The organism is Cryobacterium flavum (genome assembly GCF_900103805.1).
Lineage (GTDB): Bacteria > Actinomycetota > Actinomycetes > Actinomycetales > Microbacteriaceae > Cryobacterium > Cryobacterium flavum.
This window is the reverse complement of the sequence record NZ_FNIB01000002.1, coordinates 378104-394584: the sequence shown is the minus strand read 5'-3', so window position 1 is coordinate 394584 and position 16481 is coordinate 378104. Positions and strand designations below refer to the sequence as shown.

The 16481-nt window shown below is 62.5% G+C and carries 28 protein-coding genes; all 28 read left to right on the top strand.

The features are described from left to right. Positions 1-16 precede the first annotated feature (16 nt). Positions 17-856 (top strand): 50S ribosomal protein L2, encoded by an 840-nt coding sequence (gene rplB / locus BLS91_RS04150; RefSeq protein WP_092339441.1) that lies wholly within the window; start codon positions 17-19, stop codon positions 854-856. Positions 857-865: 9 nt separating this feature from the next. Continuing rightward, the gene (gene rpsS / locus BLS91_RS04145; RefSeq protein WP_092107237.1) at positions 866-1147 is read left to right on the top strand and encodes a 30S ribosomal protein S19; all 282 of its coding nucleotides are present in this window, start codon (positions 866-868) and stop codon (positions 1145-1147) included. Between the two features lie 26 nt (positions 1148-1173). Then, complete coding sequence (gene rplV, locus BLS91_RS04140; RefSeq protein ID WP_092339439.1) at positions 1174-1539, top strand: 50S ribosomal protein L22; 366 nt, start codon at positions 1174-1176, stop codon at positions 1537-1539. Next, complete coding sequence (gene rpsC / locus BLS91_RS04135; protein ID WP_092107240.1) at positions 1539-2309, top strand: 30S ribosomal protein S3; 771 nt, start codon at positions 1539-1541, stop codon at positions 2307-2309. Before rplV ends, rpsC begins: the two co-directional genes overlap by 1 nt. Continuing rightward, positions 2309-2728 (top strand): 50S ribosomal protein L16, encoded by a 420-nt coding sequence (gene rplP / locus BLS91_RS04130; RefSeq protein ID WP_035880247.1) that lies wholly within the window; start codon positions 2309-2311, stop codon positions 2726-2728. The genes rpsC and rplP overlap by 1 nt, the downstream gene beginning before the upstream one ends. Beyond that, on the top strand, positions 2728-3072 hold the full coding sequence (rpmC, locus tag BLS91_RS20915) for a 50S ribosomal protein L29 (RefSeq protein ID WP_092339437.1): 345 nt from the start codon (positions 2728-2730) through the stop codon (positions 3070-3072). Before rplP ends, rpmC begins: the two co-directional genes overlap by 1 nt. Before the next feature lie 2 nt (positions 3073-3074). Next, positions 3075-3374, top strand: coding sequence for a 30S ribosomal protein S17 (gene rpsQ / locus BLS91_RS04120; protein ID WP_035834619.1), 300 nt, complete (start codon positions 3075-3077; stop codon positions 3372-3374). Positions 3375-3408: 34 nt separating this feature from the next. Beyond that, the gene (gene rplN / locus BLS91_RS04115; RefSeq protein ID WP_035834620.1) at positions 3409-3777 is read left to right on the top strand and encodes a 50S ribosomal protein L14; all 369 of its coding nucleotides are present in this window, start codon (positions 3409-3411) and stop codon (positions 3775-3777) included. Positions 3778-3779: 2 nt separating this feature from the next. Then, positions 3780-4139: a 50S ribosomal protein L24 gene (gene rplX, locus BLS91_RS04110; RefSeq protein WP_092339435.1), complete on the top strand. Its 360-nt coding sequence runs from the start codon at positions 3780-3782 to the stop codon at positions 4137-4139. Beyond that, positions 4139-4744, top strand: a complete 606-nt coding sequence (gene rplE / locus BLS91_RS04105; protein WP_092339433.1) for a 50S ribosomal protein L5 — start codon at positions 4139-4141, stop codon at positions 4742-4744. Before rplX ends, rplE begins: the two co-directional genes overlap by 1 nt. 208 nt (positions 4745-4952) lie before the next feature. Continuing rightward, positions 4953-5351, top strand: coding sequence for a 30S ribosomal protein S8 (gene rpsH, locus BLS91_RS04100; protein ID WP_092339431.1), 399 nt, complete (start codon positions 4953-4955; stop codon positions 5349-5351). Positions 5352-5357: 6 nt separating this feature from the next. Then, on the top strand, positions 5358-5894 hold the full coding sequence (gene rplF / locus BLS91_RS04095; protein ID WP_092339429.1) for a 50S ribosomal protein L6: 537 nt from the start codon (positions 5358-5360) through the stop codon (positions 5892-5894). Between the two features lie 2 nt (positions 5895-5896). Next, the gene (gene rplR / locus BLS91_RS04090; protein WP_092107252.1) at positions 5897-6268 is read left to right on the top strand and encodes a 50S ribosomal protein L18; all 372 of its coding nucleotides are present in this window, start codon (positions 5897-5899) and stop codon (positions 6266-6268) included. Beyond that, positions 6265-6972 carry a 30S ribosomal protein S5 gene (gene rpsE / locus BLS91_RS04085; RefSeq protein ID WP_369827303.1) on the top strand — a complete coding sequence of 236 codons (708 nt, stop codon included), beginning with the start codon at positions 6265-6267 and terminating at the stop codon, positions 6970-6972. The genes rplR and rpsE overlap by 4 nt, the downstream gene beginning before the upstream one ends. Then, on the top strand, positions 6972-7154 hold the full coding sequence (gene rpmD / locus BLS91_RS04080) for a 50S ribosomal protein L30 (protein ID WP_066597599.1): 183 nt from the start codon (positions 6972-6974) through the stop codon (positions 7152-7154). The genes rpsE and rpmD overlap by 1 nt, the downstream gene beginning before the upstream one ends. Further along, positions 7154-7732 carry a 50S ribosomal protein L15 gene (gene rplO, locus BLS91_RS04075; RefSeq protein WP_092339427.1) on the top strand — a complete coding sequence of 193 codons (579 nt, stop codon included), beginning with the start codon at positions 7154-7156 and terminating at the stop codon, positions 7730-7732. Before rpmD ends, rplO begins: the two co-directional genes overlap by 1 nt. Before the next feature lie 144 nt (positions 7733-7876). Then, positions 7877-9199: a preprotein translocase subunit SecY gene (gene secY, locus BLS91_RS04070; RefSeq protein ID WP_092339425.1), complete on the top strand. Its 1323-nt coding sequence runs from the start codon at positions 7877-7879 to the stop codon at positions 9197-9199. Continuing rightward, positions 9196-9792 (top strand): adenylate kinase, encoded by a 597-nt coding sequence (locus tag BLS91_RS04065; protein WP_092339423.1) that lies wholly within the window; start codon positions 9196-9198, stop codon positions 9790-9792. Before secY ends, BLS91_RS04065 begins: the two co-directional genes overlap by 4 nt. A 146-nt stretch (positions 9793-9938) precedes the next feature. Then, positions 9939-10721 carry a type I methionyl aminopeptidase gene (map, locus tag BLS91_RS04060; RefSeq protein ID WP_092339522.1) on the top strand — a complete coding sequence of 261 codons (783 nt, stop codon included), beginning with the start codon at positions 9939-9941 and terminating at the stop codon, positions 10719-10721. A gap of 56 nt (positions 10722-10777) precedes the next feature. Next, the gene (locus tag BLS91_RS04055; RefSeq protein ID WP_092339421.1) at positions 10778-11002 is read left to right on the top strand and encodes a hypothetical protein; all 225 of its coding nucleotides are present in this window, start codon (positions 10778-10780) and stop codon (positions 11000-11002) included. A 219-nt stretch (positions 11003-11221) separates the two neighbouring features. After that, positions 11222-11443, top strand: a complete 222-nt coding sequence (gene infA / locus BLS91_RS04050) for a translation initiation factor IF-1 (protein ID WP_035834638.1) — start codon at positions 11222-11224, stop codon at positions 11441-11443. A gap of 67 nt (positions 11444-11510) precedes the next feature. Continuing rightward, on the top strand, positions 11511-11624 hold the full coding sequence (gene rpmJ / locus BLS91_RS04045) for a 50S ribosomal protein L36 (protein ID WP_035834639.1): 114 nt from the start codon (positions 11511-11513) through the stop codon (positions 11622-11624). A gap of 131 nt (positions 11625-11755) precedes the next feature. Beyond that, positions 11756-12130 (top strand): 30S ribosomal protein S13, encoded by a 375-nt coding sequence (gene rpsM, locus BLS91_RS04040; protein ID WP_092107268.1) that lies wholly within the window; start codon positions 11756-11758, stop codon positions 12128-12130. A 46-nt stretch (positions 12131-12176) separates the two neighbouring features. Further along, positions 12177-12575 carry a 30S ribosomal protein S11 gene (gene rpsK / locus BLS91_RS04035; protein ID WP_035834641.1) on the top strand — a complete coding sequence of 133 codons (399 nt, stop codon included), beginning with the start codon at positions 12177-12179 and terminating at the stop codon, positions 12573-12575. A 133-nt stretch (positions 12576-12708) separates the two neighbouring features. Beyond that, a complete protein-coding gene (locus BLS91_RS04030; protein ID WP_092339419.1) occupies positions 12709-13698 on the top strand; it encodes a DNA-directed RNA polymerase subunit alpha in 990 nt (329 codons plus the stop codon). A 50-nt stretch (positions 13699-13748) separates the two neighbouring features. After that, positions 13749-14258, top strand: coding sequence for a 50S ribosomal protein L17 (gene rplQ, locus BLS91_RS04025; RefSeq protein WP_092339417.1), 510 nt, complete (start codon positions 13749-13751; stop codon positions 14256-14258). A gap of 93 nt (positions 14259-14351) precedes the next feature. Next, on the top strand, positions 14352-15395 hold the full coding sequence (locus BLS91_RS04020) for a GNAT family N-acetyltransferase (protein ID WP_092339416.1): 1044 nt from the start codon (positions 14352-14354) through the stop codon (positions 15393-15395). Positions 15396-15433: 38 nt separating this feature from the next. After that, a complete protein-coding gene (locus tag BLS91_RS04015; RefSeq protein ID WP_092339414.1) occupies positions 15434-16477 on the top strand; it encodes a GNAT family N-acetyltransferase in 1044 nt (347 codons plus the stop codon). The last annotated feature ends 4 nt before the right edge of the window (positions 16478-16481 follow it).

Sequence of the window (16481 nt, the reverse complement as noted above, 5' to 3'; positions counted from 1 at the left end):
GGCAGAGGGATAACTAATGGCTATTCGTAAGTACAAGCCCACGACCCCGGGTCGACGCGGTTCATCCGTTGCCGACTTCGCGGAAATCACGCGTTCCACCCCGGAGAAGTCGCTTCTGCGTCCGCTCTCCAAGACCGGTGGACGTAACAACCAGGGCCGCATCACGACCCGTCACATCGGTGGTGGCCACAAGCGCCAGTACCGTGTGATCGACTTCAAGCGCAACGACAAGGACGGCGTCAACGCCCGCGTCGCTGAAATTGAATACGACCCGAACCGCACGGCGCGCATCGCGCTCCTGCACTTCATCGACGGCACGAAGCGTTACATCATCGCGCCGAACAAGCTCAGCCAGGGCGACATCATCGAGTCTGGAGCCGGGGCTGACATCAAGCCCGGCAACAACCTGCCGTTGAAGAACATCCCCACCGGTACCATCATTCACGCGATCGAGCTGCGTCCGGGTGGTGGCGCCAAGATGGCCCGCTCCGCCGGTTCGTCGGTTCGCCTGGTCGCGAAGGAGGGCGTCTACGCCCAGCTTCGTCTGCCGTCTGGTGAAATCCGCAACGTGGATGCTCGCTGCCGCGCGACGATCGGCGAGGTCGGCAACGCCGAGCAGTCGAACATCAACTGGGGCAAGGCCGGACGTATGCGCTGGAAAGGCGTTCGCCCGACCGTTCGTGGTGTTGCCATGAACCCGGTCGATCACCCGCACGGTGGTGGTGAGGGTAAGACGTCCGGTGGACGTCACCCCGTCAGCCCCTGGGGCCAGAAGGAAGGGCGCACCCGCCACCCGAATAAGGAAAGCGACAAGCTCATTGTTCGTCGCCGCACCGTCGGCAAGAAGCGTAAGTAGGAGTAGACGATGCCAAGAAGTCTTAAGAAAGGCCCTTTCGTTGACGACCACCTGCTTCGCAAGGTGTTCGCGGCGAACGAAGCCAAGAGCAAGAACGTTATCAAGACCTGGTCGCGCCGCTCGATGATCATCCCCGACATGCTCGGACACACCATCGCAGTGCACGACGGACGCAAGCACATCCCGGTGTTCGTCACCGAGAGCATGGTCGGACACAAGCTCGGTGAGTTTGCGCCCACCCGCACCTTCCGTGGACACGTGAAGGACGACAAGAAGGGCCGTCGCCGCTAACGCGGGGACGTGAAGGAGGAGAAGAAATGGTGGAGTCGATCGCACGCGTGCGTCACATCCGCGTTACCCCCCAGAAGGCTCGTCGCGTCGTTGACATGATCCGCGGCAAGCAGGCGCACGAAGCGCTGGGAATTCTGAAGTTCGCGCCCCAGGGCGCTTCCGACCCGGTCTACAAGCTGGTGGCCTCGGCCATCGCCAACGCCCGAGTCAAAGCAGATGCAGCCAACACGTATCTGGACGAGCAGGACCTGTTCATCAGCCGGGCATTCGTTGACGAGGGTACGACCCTCAAGCGTTTCCAGGCTCGTGCCCAGGGTCGCGCATTCGAAATCAAGAAGCGCACCAGCCACATCACGGTTGTGCTCACCACTCCTGAGGAGGGTACGAAGTAATGGGTCAGAAAGTAAACCCCTATGGCTTCCGTCTGGGAATCACCACCGATCACGTATCGCGTTGGTTCTCTGACTCGACCAAGCCGGGTCAGCGTTACGCTGACTTTGTTGCAGAAGACGTCAAGATCCGTCGCCTGCTGAGCACCAGCCTTGACCGTGCCGGCGTCAGCCGTATCGAGATCGAGCGCACTCGTGACCGTGTTCGCGTTGACATTCACACCGCCCGTCCGGGCATTGTGATTGGTCGCCGCGGCGCGGAGGCCGAGCGCATCCGCTCTGACCTTGAGAAGCTCACCGCCAAGCAGATTCAGCTGAACATCCTCGAGGTCAAGAACCCCGAGCAGGATGCCCAGCTCGTCGCGCAGGGTATTGCCGAGCAGCTCTCCGCTCGTGTGGCTTTCCGCCGCGCGATGCGTAAGGGCCTGCAGGGTGCACAGCGCGCCGGCGCCAAGGGTGTTCGCATCCAGGTGTCGGGTCGTCTGGGTGGCGCCGAGATGAGCCGCAGCGAGTTCTACCGCGAAGGCCGTGTGCCCCTGCACACCCTGCGCGCGAACATCGACTACGGCTTCTACGAAGCCAAGACCACCTTCGGCCGTATCGGCGTGAAGGTTTGGATCTACAAGGGCGACATCACCAACAAGGAACTCGCTCGCGAGCAGGCCAACGCTAAGTCGTCCCGCCCCGAGCGTCGTGACGATCGACCGCGCCGTGCACCTCGTGCAGATGCTCCGGCAGCGGCACCGGTCGCAGCAGGAGTTGAGGCTAAATAATGTTGATTCCACGTAGAGTCAAGCACCGCAAGCAGCACCACCCGGGTCGCACCGGCCACGCTACCGGTGGCACCACGGTGTCCTTCGGTGAGTACGGCATTCAGGCGCTGACCCCCGCGTATGTGACCAACCGTCAGATCGAGTCCGCTCGTATCGCCATGACGCGTCACATCAAGCGTGGCGGTAAGGTGTGGATCAACATCTACCCCGACCGCCCGCTGACCAAGAAGCCGGCCGAAACCCGCATGGGTTCCGGTAAGGGTTCGGTCGAGTGGTGGGTTGCCAACGTCAAGCCGGGTCGCGTTCTGTTCGAGCTCAGCGGTGTCACCGACGCCGTTGCGAAAGAGGCGCTGACCCGCGCAATTCACAAGCTGCCCCTCAAGGCACGCATCATCAAGCGCGAGGAGGGCGACGCATAATGGCGATCGGAACCAAGGAGCTCGCCTCAGTCGAGCTCGATACTTTTGACAATGAGAAGCTGTTCGACGAGCTGAAGAAGGCCAAGGAAGAGCTGTTCAACCTGCGCTTCCAGTCGGCCACCGGTCAGCTCGAAAGCCACGGCCGCCTCCGCGCGGTCAAGCGCGACATCGCTCGCATCTACACGGTTCTCCGTGAGCGCGAGCTGGGCATTCGTGCCACCCCGGTCGTAGCCCCGGCTCCGGCCAAGGCTGAAAAGGGCGAGAAAAAGACCAAGAAGGCCAAGGCCGCAGTGGAGTCCACCGACGACGCTGCAGCTGAGGCCGTCGAGACGAAGGAGGCCTAGTCATGGCGAAGACTGACGAAACGGTCGTCGCGGGCGAAGCCACCGAGCTCGTACGCGGTTACCGCAAGACGCTGCGTGGTTACGTGACCAGCGACAAGATGAACAAAACCATCATTGTCGTGGTCGAAGACCGCGTGAAGCACCCGTTGTACGGCAAGGTCATCCGCCGTACATCCAAGCTGAAGGCGCACGACGAGGCGAACTCCGCCGGCATCGGCGACCTGGTCCTGATCAGTGAGACCCGTCCGCTCAGCGCTTCCAAGCGCTGGCGCCTGGTCGAGATTCTTGAGAAGGCCAAGTAAGCCTCGCGCTTACTTGACGTAAAGGAGTTATAAAGTGCTTCAGCAAGAATCACGAGTCAAAGTTGCCGACAACACCGGTGCCAAGGAACTCTTGACCATCCGCGTTCTCGGTGGCTCAGGCCGTCGCTACGCCGGCCTCGGAGACGTCATCGTCGCCACGGTCAAGGATGCAATCCCGGGCGGCAACGTCAAGAAGGGTGACATCGTCAAAGCTGTCATCGTTCGCACCAAGAAGGAGACCCGTCGTCCAGACGGCTCCTACATCAAGTTCGATGAGAACGCTGCAGTGATCTTGAAGGCAGACGGTGACCCCCGCGGCACCCGAATCTTCGGACCGGTCGGTCGCGAGCTTCGCGACAAGAAGTTCATGAAGATCATCTCGCTGGCACCGGAGGTTATTTAATCATGGCCAGAATCAAAAAGGGTGACCTCGTTCAGGTCATCAGCGGCCGCAGCCAGGCTCGCGGCGGAGACCGTGGCAAGCAGGGCAAGATCATCTCCGTCGACGCCACGAAGAACCGTGTCCTCGTTGAGGGCATCAACTTCGTGACCAAGCACGTTCGCGTCGGACAGACCCAGCGCGGCACAAAGACGGGCGGCATCGAGACCTTCGAAGCCCCCATCCACGTGTCCAACGTTGCCATCGTCGACCCGGAGACCAAGAAGCCGACCCGCGTCGGCTTCCGCCAGGAAGAGGTAACGAAGGACGGCGTCTCCAAGACGGTCCGCATTCGTTACGCCAAGAAGTCAGGGAAGGACCTCTAATGACTGACACCGCAGTTGTTGAAGGAACAGGCGGAGCCGCGCCCGTCAAGGCCCTGCCGCGTCTGAAGCAGAAGTACCGCGATGAGATCAGTGCCAAGCTTTCCGCAGAACTCGGCTTCACCAACGTGCACCGCATCCCCACCCTGACGAAGATTGTCGTCAACATGGGTGTCGGAGAAGCAGCACGCGACGGCAAGGTGATGGACGGTGCGGTTTCTGACCTCACCAAGATCACCGGCCAGAAGCCGCAGGTCACCAAGGCCCGCAAGTCCATTGCGCAGTTCAAACTGCGCGAGGGACAGCCCATCGGCGCCCACGTCACACTTCGTGGCGACCGCATGTGGGAGTTCCTGGACCGGCTGCTCAGCCTGGCCCTTCCTCGCATCCGTGACTTCCGCGGTCTGTCCGACAAGCAGTTCGACGGTGCGGGCAACTACACCTTCGGTCTGACCGAGCAGGTCATGTTCCACGAGATCGACCAGGACCGTATTGACCGCGTTCGCGGCATGGACATCACGGTCGTCACGACCGCGAAGACCAACGACGAGGGTCGCGCGCTGCTCAAGGCGCTCGGTTTCCCGTTCAAGACGGACGACGTCAAGTAGCAGTTCCTCACTACAGAGGAACAAATTCAACTAGAGTTGGGAGCTTGCGCTTGCAAGCTCCCAACTATGGTTGGCCTCGCCCACAGTTTTTCACTGGGCGCACACAGATTTTCACCCCGGAATCCGATCAACCGATCGGGTTCCTCACCACCACAGGTCGTCATTCGTGTAACGGATGGGCGAAACCAGGCGAGAAAGGCACCACAAAATGACAATGACAGATCCGGTCGCAGACATGCTGACCAGACTGCGCAACGCGAACTCGGCGTACCACGACACAGTGTCGATGCCGCATAGCAAATTGAAAGCGCACATCGCTGACATCCTCAAGGCTCAGGGTTACATCTCCGCCTGGACCGTCAAGGATGCAACAGTAGGCAAGTCCCTCACCTTGGACCTCAAGTTCGGTCCGAACCGCGAGCGCTCCATCGTAGGCATCAAGCGGGTTTCCAAGCCCGGCCTCCGCGTGTACGCAAAGTCGACTGAGATCCCCACGGTTCTCGGCGGCCTCGGCGTTGCCATCCTGTCCACCTCCAGCGGTCTGCTCACCGACCGCCAGGCTGAGAAGAAGGGCGTAGGCGGAGAAGTTCTCGCCTACGTGTGGTAACTGAGAATGTCACGTATTGGAAGACTCCCCATCCCGATCCCCGCTGGGGTCACGGTTGTGGCTGACGGCCAGGCCGTCTCCGTCAAGGGCCCGAAGGGCGAGCTCGCGCTCGTCGTTTCCAACCCCATCTCGGTGTCGATCGAGGACGGTCACGTTCTCGTCACCCGTCCGAACGACGAGCGCCAGTCGCGTTCGCTGCACGGTCTGACCCGCACCCTGATCAACAACCAGATCATCGGCGTAACCGTTGGTTACACCAAGGGTCTCGAAATCGTCGGTACCGGTTACCGCGCGGCGCAGAAGGGCACCTCCGTTGAGTTCGCCCTCGGCTTCTCGCACCCGGTCGTCGTCGAGCCGCCCGTCGGAATCGTTTTGACCGTTGAGAGCGTCAACAAGCTCACGGTCAGCGGAATCGACAAGCAGGCCGTCGGCGAGGTTGCCGCGAACATCCGTAAGATTCGCAAGCCAGAGCCCTACAAGGGCAAGGGTGTGCGTTACGCCGGCGAGATTGTTCGCCGCAAGGCCGGAAAGAGCGGTAAGTAACCATGGGACTCGGAACTAGAGGCAAGAGCAAGGCCGCAGCCCGCGGACGTCGTCACACACGTCTTCGCAAGAAGATCGAGGGAACGGCGCTTCGCCCGCGCCTCGTCGTCACGCGCTCGGCTCGCCACGTATTCGTGCAGGTCGTCGACGACAGCAAGGGTTTCACCCTTGCGTCGGCATCCACGCTCGAAACGGACTTGCGCACCTTCGATGGTGACAAGACCGCCAAGGCACGCAAGGTCGGTGAGCTTGTTGCTGAGCGTGCGAAAGCCGCCGGCATCGAAGCCGTTGTATTTGACCGTGGTGGCAGCAAGTACGCAGGACGCGTCGCAGCCATCGCTGAGGGAGCTCGAGAGGGTGGATTGAACCTGTGAGCACTGAAAAGATCGAAACCACAGCACCTGTTGCTGCCGTTGCCGAGGCGCCGGTTGAAACCGCTGCCTCCACGACCCCGCCGCAGAACGAGCCTCGCGAGGCTCGTCGTGGTGGCCGTGAGCGCAACCCGAACAAGGACCGCGGAAGCCGCGATGCCGACAAGAGCCAGTTTCTGGAGCGCGTCGTCACCATCAACCGCGTGTCGAAGGTCGTCAAGGGTGGTCGTCGCTTCAGCTTCACCGCTCTCGTCGTCGTCGGCGACGGTAACGGCCTGGTCGGCGTTGGATACGGTAAGGCCCGCGAGGTCCCGACTGCTATCTCCAAGGGCGTCGAAGAAGCGAAGAAGAACTTCTTCCGCGTTCCTCGCGTTGGCCTGACCATCCCGCACCCCGTGCAGGGTGAAGCCGCAGCCGGCGTCGTTCTGCTTCGTCCGGCAGCAGCAGGTACCGGCGTTATCGCCGGTGGCCCGGTGCGCGCCGTACTCGAATGCGCTGGCATCCACGACGTGCTGAGCAAGTCGCTCGGTTCGTCGAACACCATCAATATCGTGCACGCCACGGTCGAGGCACTGCACCAGCTCGAAGAGCCGCGTGCGGTTGCGGCTCGCCGTGGCCTCGCCTATGAAGACGTGGCTCCGGCCCGTTTTCTTCGTGCCGACGCCGCTGCAGCTGCAGCGGCCGCAACCGCGAAGGCAGGTGCCTGATGGCCCAGCTGAAGATCACACAGATCAAGTCCAAAATTAGTGAGAAGCAGAACCAGCGCGACACTCTTCGCAGCCTGGGTCTGCGACGCATTGGCGCCGTCACCATCCGCGAGGACAACTCGCAGAACCGTGGCTACGTCAACACCGTCGCTCACCTCGTAAAGGTCGAGGAGATTGACTAATGGCTGACGAGAAGGAAGCTACCAAGGTAGCCGACAAGCCCGCCACGAAGAAGGCTGCTGCCCCCAAAAAGGCCGCAGCACCGAAGAAGGCTACTGCCCCCAAAAAGGCAGCCGTTGCAGCAGAACCGACTGAGCCCCGCGAGCACGTGCTGAAGGTACACCACCTTCGCCCGGCTCCCGGAGCGAAGAAGGCCCGCCAGCGCGTTGGCCGTGGTGAAGGATCCAAGGGTAAGACCGCGGGTCGAGGTACCAAGGGCACCAAGGCACGCTACAGCGTGCGCGTCGGCTTCGAGGGTGGGCAGATGCCTCTGCACATGCGCACCCCGAAACTGCGTGGATTCAAGAACCCGTTCCGCGTCGAGTACCAGGTTGTCAACCTGGAAAAGCTCGAACTGCTGTACCCGGACGGCGGCGATGTCACCATTGCCAGCCTGATCGCCAAGGGTGCGGTTCGTGACAACGAAAAAGTCAAGGTTCTTGGAACCGGTGAAATTACCGTTAAGCTGAACGTGACGGTCGACAAGGTCTCTGCTTCAGTTGAGCAGAAAATTGTCGCCGCGGGTGGATCTGTAAAGTAAGTCCGAAGACGCTCAATCGAGCTTGTCGAATCCGTCAATCGAGTAAATCGTTTGGTGTGATTCGACAAGCTCGATCGTTTTAAGTCGATCTGCCGCTTTACATCGACATGCACTGTCGATCTGCGTAAAAATCTGGAGGCCTTTTTGTTTAGCGCCATTGCGCGGATCTTCCGCACACCCGACCTTCGTAAGAAGATCGGCTTCACCCTGGGCATCATTGCTCTGTTCCGTCTGGGCTCGTTCGTACCGGCCCCGTTCGTGGACTTCGGCAATGTGCAGCTGTGTCTCGCAGCCAACCAGGGCACGAGCGGCCTCTACGAGCTCGTCAACCTGTTCAGTGGTGGCGCCCTGCTGCAGTTGAGCGTCTTTGCGCTCGGCATCATGCCGTACATCACGGCCTCGATCATCGTGCAGTTGCTGCGCGTGGTCATCCCCCACTTCGACACTCTCTATAAAGAGGGTGCATCGGGCCAGAGCACTCTGACCCAGTACACGCGTTACCTCACCATCGCCCTGGGTATTCTGCAGTCGACCACGCTGATCACGGTGGCTCGAAGCGGCGCCCTGTTCGGGACATCCGCCAGCACCGAGTGCACGCAGCTGATCACCAACGACGCCTGGTACGCCATCATGCTCATGGTCATCACGATGACCGCCGGCACCGGCGTCATCATGTGGATGGGCGAGCTCGTCACCGAACGCGGCGTCGGCAACGGCATGTCGCTCATGATCTTCATCTCGATTGCCGCCCTGTTCCCCGGCTCGCTCGCCTCGATCGGTCAGCAGCAGGGTCCCGACACCCTGATCATCGTTCTGATCGTCGGAATATTGGTGGTCGCCGGCGTGGTTTTCGTCGAGCAATCGCAGCGGCGAATACCAGTGCAGTACGCCAAGCGCATGGTCGGCCGACGCACCTACGGCGGCAACAACACCTACATTCCGATCAAGGTCAACATGGCCGGCGTGATCCCCGTGATCTTTGCCTCCTCGCTGCTGTACCTGCCAGCCCTGCTCGCGCAGTTCAACCAGCCGGCCGCCGGAACCGAAGCGCCGGCCTGGGTAGTCTGGATCTCGCAGAACCTCACCGGCGGCGACCAGCCGCTGTATATGGCCATGTACTTCCTGCTCATCATCGGCTTCACCTACTTCTACGTGGCCATCACGTTCAACCCCGAAGAAGTCGCCGACAACATGAAGAAGTACGGCGGGTTCATTCCCGGCATTCGCGCCGGCCGCCCGACCGCCGAGTACCTCGACTTCGTGCTGACCCGAATCACGCTCCCCGGCTCGATCTATCTGGGCCTGATCGCGCTCATCCCGTTGATCGCGTTCTCGGTTATCGGCGCCGACCAGAACTTTCCGTTCGGCGGCGCGAGCATTCTCATCGTCGTCGGCGTGGGGCTCGAGACGGTCAAGCAGATCGACTCGCAACTGCAACAGCGACACTATGAGGGGCTTCTTAAATGACGCGCTTACTACTGATCGGCCCGCCCGGCGCGGGCAAAGGCACCCAGGCGGAGCGTCTGGCGCTCGCCTTCGACGTTCCCGCTATCTCCACCGGTGACATCTTTCGCTACAACGTGGTCAACAACACCCCGCTGGGGCTCGAGGTCAAGTCGTTCATGGATGCCGGCGCCTACGTGCCGGACACCCTCACCAACGCGATCGTCGCTGACCGTCTGAAAGAATCGGATGCCACCAACGGTTTTCTGCTGGACGGCTACCCGCGCACAACCGATCAGGTCGTTGAGCTCGACCGCCTGCTCGTTGCCGGCGGCACCCAGCTCGACGTGGTCGTTCTGATCACCGCCGACACCGACGAGGTTGTCGCCCGACTGCTGAAGCGCGCAGCCGAGCAGGGCCGCGCGGACGACACTGCCGAGGTCATCCGTCACCGTCTTGACGTCTACGCTGAGCAGACCGCTCCGCTCATCGATGTGTACAGCGCCCGCGGCCTCGTCGTCACCATCGACGGCCTCGGTGCCGTTGAAGTGGTCACCGACCGCATTCTCGCTGCGCTGGCCGAACGCGGCCTGCTCCAGGGCAGCAGCACTCTCTAGCAACAGTTTGGGGCTGGGCCGAAAGGCCCGGCCCATCATCATGTGCACCACCAATTGAATAATCGCTCCCGTTCTCGGAGCTAGTTTGTAGGAAATCAGTGAGTCTTCGACGTTCCATCTACAAGAACCCAGCCCAGCTGCGCCTCATGGTGGCACCGGGTCTGGCCACCGCGGCATCGCTCAAAGCTGCCCGCGCGGCCATGGTCATCGGCGCGACCACGCTCGAGCTTGATGCCGCTGCTGAGGCCGCCATCGCCCTGCTCGGCGGTAAGCCGAACTTCAAACTCGAACAGGGCTACCACCACACTGTGTGCGCCTCGGTGAACGACGACGTCGTGCACGGGATCCCGTCTGCACGTCGCCTCGGCGCCGGCGATATCGTCTCGATCGACAGCGGAGCGATCATCGAAGGCTGGAACGGTGACGCTGCGTTCAGCTTCGTGCTCCCCGACGAGTCGCGCCCCGAGCTCGTGGCCGAACGCCAGAAGCTCTCCGACGTGACCGAGCAGTCGCTCTGGCACGGTATCGCCCGACTGCACACCGCGCGCCACCTGAACGAGGTCGGCGACGCCATCGAGGACTACATCGAGTCGCAGGGCACCTACGGCATCCTCACCGACTATGTCGGCCACGGCATCGGCCGTTCCATGCACGAAGCCCCGCCGGTGTTCAACTACCGCGTGCGCCAGAAGGGCCCGGATGTGAAGCCGGGCCTCGTGGTAGCCATTGAGCCGATGGTCGTGCTCGGCTCGATCGACACCTACACCCGCGACGACGACTGGACCGTCGCCACGAGCGACGGCAAGGCCGCAGCGCACTGGGAGCACAGCGTCGCCGTGCACAAGGACGGCATCTGGGTGCTCACCGCCGAGGACGGCGGAGCTTCCGGCCTCGCCCAGTTCGGAATCGTTCCCGTCCCAATTCCGTAGCTGGCTGATCGCGTAGCTACTGGTCCATCAGGTGCACGTCGGCTCGGTCGGCGAGGGTGCTCGCCAGTTCCGGCGGGAGCGCGGTATCCCTGCTGGAGGCGATTCGCGCGGCTTTCCGCTTCGACGTACCCGGCGATTCGCAGAGCGCCAAGCTTCAGCGCCTGCTGGCCGGGGAAGCTGCGCCTCGGATTGCGGAGGTGGTCTGCGGGCTGGCGCCGGGGCATCCACTGTTTGACGCGGTCACCCGGGACATCGCCGCAGCCCAGCGGGTGAGCCGCTGAACCAGAACCCGAGCCGCGCCCACCGGCGCCCCTGACTCCTGCGGCCATACCTGCTTCCGCCGAGTCGGGGACACTGGTGCGCGGGAGATTATAGGACTGAATTGCCAAAAGGCAATCTCATACCATAAGATTGACCCTTGGTGTCTGGTGTCGTCTTTTGTGGCGTGTCAGGCATCAATCCCGCATGACCAGCAATCAATACAGAGCGACAGTGAGGGTATGGCCAAAAAAGACGGTGTCATCGAAATCGAGGGCGCAGTAGTCGAAGCTCTGCCCAACGCGATGTTTCGCGTTGAGCTGTCAAACGGCCACCGAGTTCTTGCCCACATCTCGGGCAAGATGCGCCAGCACTACATCCGCATCCTCCCGGAGGACCGCGTGATCGTAGAACTCAGCCCGTACGACCTGACCCGCGGCCGGATCGTCTACCGCTACAAGTAACGACTGCTGTAAGTAACGGCCCTCGGCATCCCGCGGGTACGAAGACAGCGAAAAACAAGGAATCACCATGAAGGTCAAGCCCAGCGTCAAAAAGATCTGTGACAAGTGCAAGGTCATCCGCCGTAACGGCAACGTGATGGTCATCTGCGAGAACCCGCGTCACAAGCAGCGCCAGGGTTAAGTCTCCCTTCGAGATTTACCTGAATAACTGAATATTTACTAGCAGTTCCGGGAGCCCGTGAGGGTGACACCATCGGTTGGAGGCCGGTGTACAGGAGCTGTTACAGACCTCCATCACTAACAGGAGACACAATGGCACGTCTAGCCGGCGTCGACATCCCGCGCGATAAGCGCGTGGAAGTTGCATTGACTTACATTTACGGTGTTGGCCGTACGAGGGCCCTCAAGACCCTCGCCGACACTGGAATCGACGGAAACATCCGCGTCAAGGATTTGAGCGACGACCAACTCGTCCTTCTCCGCGACTACGTCGAGGGTTCCTTCAAGGTTGAGGGTGACCTCCGCCGTGAGGTTGCCGCTGACATCCGCCGCAAGGTTGAAATTGGCAGCTACGAGGGCATTCGCCACCGCAAGGGCCTGCCCGTTCGCGGACAGCGCACCAAGACCAACGCTCGCACCCGCAAGGGCCCGAAGCGCACCGTAGCCGGCAAGAAGAAGGCGCGCTAGGCCCTCGGCCTAGCCCGCTAACGCCTTTAGGATTCAGGAGAAATTCATGGCACAACCCAAGTCGGCCGTACGGAAGCCGCGTAAGAAAGAAAAGAAGAACATTGCTGTGGGCCAGGCCCACATCAAGAGCACCTTCAACAACACGATCGTGTCGATCACCGACACGACCGGTGCCGTCATCAGCTGGGCCTCGTCGGGCCAGGTCGGTTTCAAGGGTTCGCGCAAGTCGACCCCCTTCGCCGCACAGCTGGCCGCCGAGTCGGCCGCCCGCCAGGCGCAGGAACACGGCATGAAGAAGGTTGACGTGTTCGTCAAGGGACCCGGCTCAGGCCGCGAGACCGCGATCCGTTCACTGCAGGCCGCTGGCCTCGAGGTCGGTTCGATCAACGACGTGACGCCCCAGGCTCACAACGGATGCCGTCCGCCGAAGCGCCGCCGCGTCTAAAGCACTCGCTGTATCTCGACGGGCTCGGCACTTCGTTGCTGCCGAGCCCCGTCGGGACTCTTTTCTTTCAACTTTTCACTCTCTCGTCATTGCAAGTGTCATATAGCGGACACTTAGCCGAAAGGAATCAACAGTGCTTATTGCACAGCGTCCAACGCTCACCGAAGAGAACATCTCGGAGTTCCGTTCACGGTTCATTATTGAGCCGCTCGAACCTGGCTTCGGCTACACCCTCGGCAACTCGCTTCGCCGTACCCTGCTCTCCTCGATCCCGGGCGCTGCTGTAACCAGCATCCGTATCGATGGCGTGCTGCACGAGTTCAGCACCGTTCCCGGGGTGAAGGAAGATGTCACTGAGATCATCCTGAACATCAAGGGACTTGTCGTCTCGAGCGAGCACGACGAGCCGATCACCGCGTACCTGCGCAAGCAGGGTGCCGGCCAGGTCACCGCCGCTGACATTTCGGCTCCCGCCGGCGTCGAGGTGCACAACCCCGAACTGGTCATCGCAACCCTCAACGACAAGGCGAAGTTCGAACTCGAACTGACCATTGAGCGTGGACGTGGTTACGTCTCCAGCACCCAGAACCGCAACGAGTTCTCCGAAGCCGGCCAGATTCCGGTCGACTCGATCTACTCGCCCGTGCTCAAGGTGACCTACCGCGTCGAGGCAACTCGTGCCGGAGAGCGCACTGACTTCGACCGCCTCGTCGTTGACGTGGAGACCAAGTCGGCCATCTCGCCGCGCGACGCCATCGCATCCTCTGGCCGCACCCTGACTGAGCTGTTCGGTCTGGCCCGCGAGCTCAACACCGCCGCCGAGGGCATCGAGATCGGCCCCGCGCCGGTTGACGCCGTGCTCTCGACCGAGCTTTCGATTCCGATCGAAGACCTCGACCTGTCGGTGCGCTCGTACAACTGCCTCAAGCGCGAAGGCATCAACAACGTCAGCGAACTGGTCGCCCTGTCGGAGACCCAGCTGATGAACATCCGCAACTTCGGGCAGAAGTCGGTTGACGAAGTGAAGGACAAGCTCGTTGAGCTCGGCCTGTCCCTGAAGGATTCGGTTCCCGGATTCGACGGCGCGCACTTCTACAGCGGCTACGAAGAAGAGACCAACTAAGGCTCGCGCTTCAACGCTGCCTTTCGATTTTTTGATACTGGAGATTACCCATGCCTAAGCCCACAAAGGGCCCCCGTCTCGGTGGCGGCCCGGCGCACGAGCGCCTCATGCTTGCGAACCTGGCCGCGGCCCTGTTCACCCACAAGTCGATCAAGACGACCGAGACCCGTGCCAAGCGCCTGCGTCCGCTCGCCGAGCGCATGGTGCAGTTCGCCAAGCGCGGCGACCTGCACGCCCGTCGTCGCGTCCTCGCGACGATCACCGACAAGTCCGTCGTGCACGAGCTGTTCACGGTCATCGCCCCGCAGGTCAACGAGCGTCAGGGCGGTTACACCCGCATCACGAAGCTCGGTTTCCGCAAGGGTGACAACGCGTCCATGGTGCAGATGGAGCTCGTTCTCGAGCCCCTGACCCCCAAGGTTATGCGCTCCAAGACCGCGACCGTTGCCGCGACCCCCATCGGGTCCGAGGACGTCGTAGTCGAGGACGTCGTCGCTGACGATGTTGTCGTCGAAGATGCAGCCGTCGAAGACGCTGCAGCAGAGGCCGACAAGAAGTAGTATCACCCCCCGCTCGCGAGAGCGCAAAAAGTGCCCGATTGGATCGCTCAATCGGGCACTTTTTGCGCTCTCGACGAAAGATAGGGTTGGGGGATGGATCTACACGAGACTTCGTTGGCCGAACGCGTGGGGGTCGCCCCGGCTCCGGTTCTTCCGCAGCACCCGGATGTCGCGGCGTGGCGGCCCGCCACCACCGCCGACATCGACGGCATCTGGCAGTTGCGCCGGGCCATGGGCGAAGTCGACCACCCCAACTACCTCACGGCTCGCGGTGCGATCGCCGCCGACTTCGGCTACTCCCACTTTCATGCGGAGCTCGATTCGCTCGTGGGCATCGACGCCGCCGGCAGCATCCTTGCGGTCGGCATGGTCATGTTCCCGCCCCGCCAGGTCAGCCTCGTGCGCTCGATGCCGATCGGCGGCGTACACCCCCGACTGCGCGGCCGGGGCATCGGCCGCCAGCTGCTGGCGTGGCAGCTCGGCCGGGCGAAACAGCAGCTAGCGAGCTCGACCACGACGCTGCCCGGCTGGATCCTCAGCTACGCCGACGAACGTTCCCCGCAGAACGCCGCCCTGTTCGAGCACGCCGGCCTCAGCCTCGCGCGCTATTTTCTCACCCTCGAACGCCCATTGGATGCGTCGGTGCGCGTGATCGACCCGGCCGCCGGCATCCGTGTCGCCGCGTATACCGCGGCGGTCTCGGCCGAGGTGCACCGCACCCGAGATGACTCCTTCATGGACCACTGGGGCAGCCAGCCGATGAGTGACGAAAACTGGAATGCCTTCGTGGGCGGAAAATGGTTTCGCCCCGACCTGTCATTCGTGGCTTACGGCACCGACGCGGCCGGCACCGAGCAGGTCGTCGGCTTCGTGCTCTCGACAGCGAATGAGAATATCTGGGCCATGCAGGGGTTCACCGGCAGCTATATCGACCTGGTCGGCGTCTTGAGCGGATGGCGCGGCCGCCACATCGCGCAATCCCTCCTGGCCGCCCAGCTGGCTGCCGGGCAGGCACTCGGCCACGAACGAGTGACCCTCGCGGTGGACTCTGCCAGCCCCACCGGTGCCCTCGGCCTGTATACCGGCATGGGTTTCGTGCCCACCCACAAGAAGATGGCGTACACGCTCGAGTTCTGAGTCTCGCCCCGTTCGGGACGGCGCGGATAGGGTGAAGCATGACCGATCACACGACTCCACTCTCTGCGCGCGTGACCGCTCCCGCGCAGCTGCCCGTTCCTGAGCATGCCGAGGTCGCACTGTGGCGCCCGGCGACGTCCGACGATATCGACGCCATCTGGGAGCTGGAGAAGGCAATCGGCCGGGCCGACCACCCCAACTATGTGCTGGAGCGGGATCAGATCGCCGAGATCTTCGACTTCTCGTTCGTCGACCCGGCGACCGACACCCTCGTCGCTCTCGACGCCGACGGTCACGTCGTCGCCGACGGCCTGGTCGTGCTGCAGCCCGGGCAGGAAACCCTGGTGAAAGCCAACCTGAGCGGCGGGGTACTGCCCGCGCTGCGCGGCCGGGGCATCGGCCGTGAGCTGCTGGGCTGGCAGGTCGCCCGCGCCCACCAGCAACTGGCCACCTCTGGCAAGATGCTCCCAGGCTGGATCTCCACGTTCTCTGACGAGCGTGCACCCCAGAACGGGCGCCTCTACGCACGGTTCGGTCTGGCCTGCACGCGCTACTTTCTCACCCTCGACCGCCTGCTCGCCGACCCGATCCGCGAGGTCACGGTGGGCGCGGGCATCCGCGTGGCCGGGTATACGCCCGAGCTGTCGGCGGCCGTGCACGCCGCGCGTGATGCCGCCTTCATGGATCACTGGTCGAGCCAGCCCATTCCCGACGAGAGCTGGAACGCCTACGTCACCGGGCCGTCGTTCACCAACGACCTTTCGTTCGTCGCGTTCGCGACCGAGCCCGACGGCAGTGAACACGTCGTCGGCTTTGTCATGTCGAGCGTGAACGAAGACGACTGGGCGGCGGCCGGCTACCGCAGCAGCTACATCGGACTGGTCGGCGTGCTGAGCGGATGGCGCGGCCGCCACATCGCGCAGGCCCTGTTGGCCGCGCAGCTGGCCGCCAGCCGGGCCGCCGGGCACGAGCGGGCCACCCTCGACGTGGACTCGGCGAGCCCGACCGGCGCGCTCGACCTGTATACGGGCATGGGCTTCTTCGCCACCAACCGGGAGCTCGCCTACGTGCTCGAGTTCTGAAGTG